This is a genomic window from Pseudomonas sp. NPDC089741 (assembly GCF_044748825.1).
Taxonomy (GTDB): Bacteria; Pseudomonadota; Gammaproteobacteria; order Pseudomonadales; family Pseudomonadaceae; genus Aquipseudomonas; species Aquipseudomonas helmanticensis.
The window spans coordinates 1-5,456 of sequence record NZ_JBIVGT010000041.1 but is presented as its reverse complement, the minus strand read 5'-3'; the positions used below and the strand labels follow the sequence as shown (position 1 = coordinate 5,456).

The following is a 5,456-nucleotide window of genomic DNA, read 5'->3' as shown; positions in this document are numbered from 1 at the left end:
ACCCCCCGCCCCCCAGCCCCGCCCCCGCCCCCGCCACCCCCCCCCGCGACATGTTGCTGATCAGCTTCCACAGGAAGTCACGGTTCAGCGGCGGCGCGAAACTGGAAGTCGCCGGGGTGATGTTGCGGAAACTGAGGAACTCCGGCGTCTCTTCGCAGGCCATGCAGATGTCGCCGAGCTTGAGCTTGCGCGGCAGGTTCTGGTTGGTGCACATCAGCTCGATCGACAGGGTTTCGTGGGCTTCGGTGTGGCGGATGCCGAAGCTCAGGTACGTGTCGAGGCCGTCGTGCAGCAGGGACGAACGCTGGCGGATGCTGTAATGCGGACGGCTGTTGGGCACGTCGAAACTCGGGTCGTGCTCGAAGGATTCGAACGGCACGTATTCCTGATAACCGAGGCCGCCGGGCTTCCAGCCAGTCACGGTTTCCACCGAGAACACGCCGCAGTTTTCCAGATCGAATTCCGCCGGCAGTAGCAGGTATTCGTCCTGCTTACCGTCGAGGCGAATCGGCAGTGCGTCGTGGGCGAACAGGTTGGCAATCGGTGTGCAGAATAGCTTCACGTTATCCAGCGTCGGACGCATGCGCATGATGCCACTCTTGCGAATGTCGAAGCGCAATTCGAGGCCGCGCATCTGCTTGAGCGTGTCTTCCGGCAGCGCGTTGATGATGTCCAGACCGTTGACGTCGACGAACAGGAATTTGTCCTGGAAGGCGAAGTATTCCTGCAGGTAGCGATAGCCACGGAAGGTGTTCAGCGGATACGGGATCAACGCCTCTTCTTCGGCAAAGCCCACCGGTTTGACCCGATCACCGGGAATCTTGAACGCCATCGGCTTGCCGCTGACGCCATCGATGGGCTTGCCGGCGCCGTCGAGCGGGATCAGCTCGATACCTTCGAGGTTGCGCAGCAGGCTCAGGTAAAGCATCTGGCTGATGTAGCGCTCACCGGCAAAGTGCAAACGCAGCTTGCTCAGTTCCAGCTCACCGAGGTGACCGTCGGCGCTCATTTCCAGACGCAGACTGAGCAGCGAGCCGTCGCCCTTCACCGAGTAATTCAGCGCCGCCAGATCCAGCGGCAAGACTTCGGTCGGGTAGCAAGTACGGAAGCGGCAACGCACGTCTTCGATCGGCTTGCTTTCAATCGGCGTATCACGCTCGACGCGCAACGCCGGCCCGGATCGCTTGAGCGGATCGAACTGCAAAATGCTGAACGCCGGCAGCGGGCGCATGTAGTTCGGCCACAGCAGCTGCATCAGCGAATGGCTGAGTTCCGGTAGCTCGTCATCGAGCTTCTGGCGCAGACGCCCGGTGAGAAACGCAAAGCCTTCAAGCAACCGCTCCACGTCCGGATCCCGCCCTGCCTGGCCCAGATACGGTGCCAGCGCCGGACTACGCTCGGCGAAACGGCGACCGAGTTGGCGCAGTGCGGTGAGTTCGCTTTGGTAGTAGTGGTTAAAGGACACGGGTTACCTGCCTGGAAGTGGAGCTCATTTAAAAAAATATCCTGTAGACCGCGACCGTCACGCCGGCACAGACGTAACCGCCAATCAGGAGAAACGGCACAATCGAGATCCAGCCGTACGCCATGTAGGCATCACTGAGCTGACCGACGGCCAGACTGAGCAAGCCATACAGCATCCATGGCACGGCATAGAACGGGATGAACTTCACCGGCGCCCACCAAACCATCCGCAATGCCTGCTGCTCGTTGCGGCGCTGCGCCGATCGGGACATCCACAGCGAGAAACCCAGAAGCCCGGGAATTCCCCACCACAACAGGTACTGCCAATAAATCCCGGTCGACTCGGATGTTAAATACTCGCCATTCCACAGGTCATAGGAACTGATCGCCAACACCGCCAGCAGTGGCCACCACAAGGCCGCCATGAAGAAGCTCAGTTGCGCACGACTAAGCATGAGCAGGGCTCGCAGGCGACGTCTGCCGCATCAGCGCAAGTCTTTCCCAACGCAGTTCAATCACCTGCGTGAGCAGAATCGCCAACAACGTGACTCCGCCTTGGGCCACGGTGTAGAACAGCGCACGTAGCGGGTTGTTCGGCACCATCATGAACAGAATCCAGGCAACCATCAGTGCGAGCAGACCGAGCTTGGCCCACAGGTTCGGGATGATCGCGGCCAGCGCGTTTATGCCAAAAAATATGTAGATGAACATGTAGTGGGCGATGCCAATCGCCACGCCACGGGTGGTGAATCCGCCGTTGAAGGCCTTGTAGGCCACCACCACTGCGTTATTCAGAAACACGTAGGCCACGCATCCCGCCGCGTGAATCGCCAGACAGAGTGCAAGACGCGCGTAGATATTCATCGCTGCGCCACTCCCTGTTTTTTCGGCGTGATCGCCATCGCCGAATACACATAGAGTTCAACGCCGTCGTAGCCGCCGATGGCGGCAGCGCTCAACGGATAGCTGTCCCGTGTGCCGTATCGAACCCAGCCCTCAGTCCACATTCCGCCACTCTCGTGGCGAATCTCGACGTAGTAGTCCGGCGCCTCGTTCCTGGTAACTTCAACGAATACCCCTCCATCCTCGGCGCCCACCCACAACGCGTTGGGATGAGCGAACAGCTTTGGTTTGGTCGAGCTTTCCATTCGCAACAGCAGCGCGAAGCCGACCAGAATCGTCAGCAAACCGACCGAGCAGAGGAAAGCGGCCAGGCATTGCCACGCTCTTGATTTCACTGAGCCGTTCCCGCTAAAAAACTTCATGGGCAGAAAGAACCATCAGTAATGACCCATGAACGAACAGCTTTTTGTTCAGTTCTTTCGGTGCTTGCGACAGCCTTTCGCAACGTCTGCGCGTCGATGGTTTTGGTCGCCGTCGGGCTCTTGATCGACAGGCTGTACTGGTCGCTGATCTGACCGGCTACGTCCTCGCCGAACGATCTGTAGTTGGCGATAGTTCTGCGCTGATTTGGATCCAACACCAAGCGGCGGGCTTTATCGTCATAGTTGGAGTCATGCACCACGGACAATTCCAGAGGCACGCCACAGGTGTTCAGCAGGAAAACATTATTGCTGTAGACCTGCTGAGCGGCGTAGGTAGTCACTGGGATGAAAAACGTGAAAAACACTGCCCACCCCGACATCGAAATCATCCTTAACTGTTTCATGAGCAGATCGATGCCTCGCTGATCATTTCTTCGTACCTTGTTTCGCACTGCACCATGTTTTGAAGTTCAGGCGATCAAACCCCTGACAAATATTTGCTTTGGAAATAAAAATGTAAGGCGCAGCCGCGTCATAAGAAAAATAATAATAATTTTCCCCATCCTGACCGTAGATCCAATAGGAAGACGACCCTTGATTTATCTCATAAGGTTCAAAGGCGAGGATTGAGGATTCCGCAGGAATAAAATTAACGCCGTCCATTAACAGCATCAGCGAATTGGAGAAAATATTTGTCCACACGACAACCCCCACAGCCAAAATGCCGGCAGCAAGCGCAAGAGTGGTAGACGTCGAGAGTTTACCTTTCATAAAAATACAACCACGCCGTACCTGCTTTCGCTGCGTCTAACAACGTCATAGCATCGGTTGAATACTTTTCGGCAAGCGGCCCCGAACCGTTGTAGGAAGCAATCACCTTTTTCAGCTGGTCGGCGGTCAGCGCTCCGGAGTGACAGCGAGTCCCGGTAGCCCGGTCAACCAGTTCACGTAGATGGCCGGCGCAATAGTAGAGGTCTGCCTTCCAATCATCGCCCGGGATTCGCGTGTCCTGGTTCCAGCCAAAAATTCGGTATTGAACGTCTTCGGGCAAAGGTTTCTTGCAGTAATAGTTCTCTGTGTATTGAACGGACTTCTGCAATGTTGCCCTACTCATATTGGCAAAGCCGCTGGAGCCACCGGCCAACTTGTCCGGGACGGCATCGAAAGCCAAGTTGTCAACAATTGCCAGCAGAGTAGTCAGCGACCGTTCGCCGAATTGCATGGTTTGAAGAAATTTACTGCCCTTAGGTCCATTCTCCTGCTGCAGAATAACCGCCAGCAAAATATGCGGGACGCCATAATATTCAGCCGCCTGCTTTATCCAGACACGAATTTCTGTATCAGAGAAACTTGCCTTGAGCATTTCTTTGGTTTTTGGCACGTACCACATAATTTGCAACGGAGAAGGCAGCTCGCCGGTATAGCTCGGGATGCTGTCGTAGCCAGCCAGCGTTGTGACTTCTTTTCCGTTACAGCGGCAAACCTGCAACTCTACCGGCGCAACCTCAGAGGTTTTTGTGCTCGCGGCCGCGCCAGCTGGCACATATTCCTGCCCGTCCTTATTGATTTTTTCAGCCTCGGCCATGAATGAGTACTCCCTCAGCTCTCAATAAAAACTTCGATTTTTTCGGAAGCTGCGTGGGCCTTCACGCGATGAGTCAGGCCCAACTCATTGGTGATTCCACTTTCGAGAGAACCATCCGCTCGACGGAGTAGGTATTTAGTATCCGCAAGCGGATTGCCCAGACCGTTTTTCAGCTGGAACTGAGCATCGAAGCCCGGAATGATCAAAGGCACTGGCGGCACAAACGCCACAGGCGAATGCGAATTCCCGATAATCACCGTGCCAGAACCGGCGGTGACCTTGTTGCCATGCGTACCCACCGAATCAACCGTCGCGGCAGGTTTGCCGTTGATCAACACAGTGGTCGCCAAACCTCCCGACATCGCACCACCACACGCCGAGGCATCGCCTTGGCGGGCGGCCGCGAGGCCGTCGAAGAACACGTCGCCGGAACCGGCGGCGATCGGGTTGGTGCCGTGGCCGGGGAGCGGGCAAGCGGTGGGGTCGGATACACGTGCTGCGGGTTTGCCAGACATCGGGGATCTCCTTAGGTGACCTTGACTTGACCGCTGCCATCCAGGCGCGCGGAAAAACTGACCTGACGCTTGAACCCTTCAACTTCCAGCAGGCCTTCAATGCTGAAGGCGAGTCGCAGCTGATCGTGGTCGCGCGGCAGGGAAATGACACGCACGTTGCTCAGGCGCGGTTCGTAGGCTTCGATGAAGCTTTCGATGGCCAGGCGGGCCTGACTCAGGGAATCGTGCAGGCTCAGGCGCATGTCATTGAGATCGGGCAACCCGTAGTCGGACAGCGTTTGCACGCTGCCGGCCCGGGTGCTGAGCATTTTGGCCAGATGGGCAGCCACAGACGCCATGGCTGAAGCCTCGAGGCTCCTGCCTTTGCGCTGTTCCGCGTCGCCGTTGAGGCGTTCGAAAAGACTGCCGTATCCGTCCATGAGTCGCTCTTACTCTTTGTCCAGCTTGCCAACCAGCGACAGGGTGAAATCGGCACCCATGTACTTGAAGTGCGGACGCACGTTCAAGCTCACGCGGTACCAGCCCGGCTCGCCTTCAACGTCGCTGACGATCTCTTGCGCAGCCCGCAGCGGACGACGGCCACGGACTTCGGCGCTCGGGTTTTCCTGGTCGGCAACGTACTGGCGG

The 5,456-nt window shown here is 57.1% G+C and carries 8 protein-coding genes and 2 pseudogenes; all 10 read right to left on the bottom strand.

Features of this window, described 5'->3' with window-relative positions; translation table 11 throughout:
* Positions 1-1,465 (bottom strand): annotated as a pseudogene (tssF, locus tag ACIPZE_RS25940) (type VI secretion system baseplate subunit TssF); the annotation flags it as partial.
* 28 nt (positions 1,466-1,493) lie between these two features.
* Positions 1,494-1,919: a hypothetical protein gene (locus ACIPZE_RS25935; RefSeq protein ID WP_283438309.1), complete on the bottom strand. Its 426-nt coding sequence runs from the start codon at positions 1,917-1,919 to the stop codon at positions 1,494-1,496.
* Positions 1,912-2,328 carry a hypothetical protein gene (locus tag ACIPZE_RS25930; RefSeq protein WP_150647521.1) on the bottom strand — a complete coding sequence of 139 codons (417 nt, stop codon included), beginning with the start codon at positions 2,326-2,328 and terminating at the stop codon, positions 1,912-1,914. Before ACIPZE_RS25930 ends, ACIPZE_RS25935 begins: the two co-directional genes overlap by 8 nt.
* Complete coding sequence (locus ACIPZE_RS25925) at positions 2,325-2,702, bottom strand: hypothetical protein (RefSeq protein WP_122660257.1); 378 nt, start codon at positions 2,700-2,702, stop codon at positions 2,325-2,327. Before ACIPZE_RS25925 ends, ACIPZE_RS25930 begins: the two co-directional genes overlap by 4 nt.
* Positions 2,703-2,725: 23 nt before the next feature.
* Entirely contained in the window at positions 2,726-3,133 is a 408-nt protein-coding gene (locus ACIPZE_RS25920; protein ID WP_283438307.1) for a hypothetical protein, read from the bottom strand.
* Between the two features lie 22 nt (positions 3,134-3,155).
* Positions 3,156-3,500, bottom strand: coding sequence for a hypothetical protein (locus ACIPZE_RS25915; RefSeq protein ID WP_150647520.1), 345 nt, complete (start codon positions 3,498-3,500; stop codon positions 3,156-3,158).
* Complete coding sequence (locus ACIPZE_RS25910; protein ID WP_095119780.1) at positions 3,490-4,314, bottom strand: hypothetical protein; 825 nt, start codon at positions 4,312-4,314, stop codon at positions 3,490-3,492. Before ACIPZE_RS25910 ends, ACIPZE_RS25915 begins: the two co-directional genes overlap by 11 nt.
* Positions 4,315-4,328: 14 nt before the next feature.
* A complete protein-coding gene (locus tag ACIPZE_RS25905; RefSeq protein WP_283438306.1) occupies positions 4,329-4,829 on the bottom strand; it encodes a PAAR domain-containing protein in 501 nt (166 codons plus the stop codon).
* 11 nt (positions 4,830-4,840) lie between these two features.
* The gene (tssE, locus tag ACIPZE_RS25900; protein WP_122594477.1) at positions 4,841-5,248 is read right to left on the bottom strand and encodes a type VI secretion system baseplate subunit TssE; all 408 of its coding nucleotides are present in this window, start codon (positions 5,246-5,248) and stop codon (positions 4,841-4,843) included.
* A gap of 9 nt (positions 5,249-5,257) precedes the next feature.
* Positions 5,258-5,456, bottom strand: a pseudogene (locus ACIPZE_RS25895) (type VI secretion system contractile sheath large subunit); the annotation flags it as partial.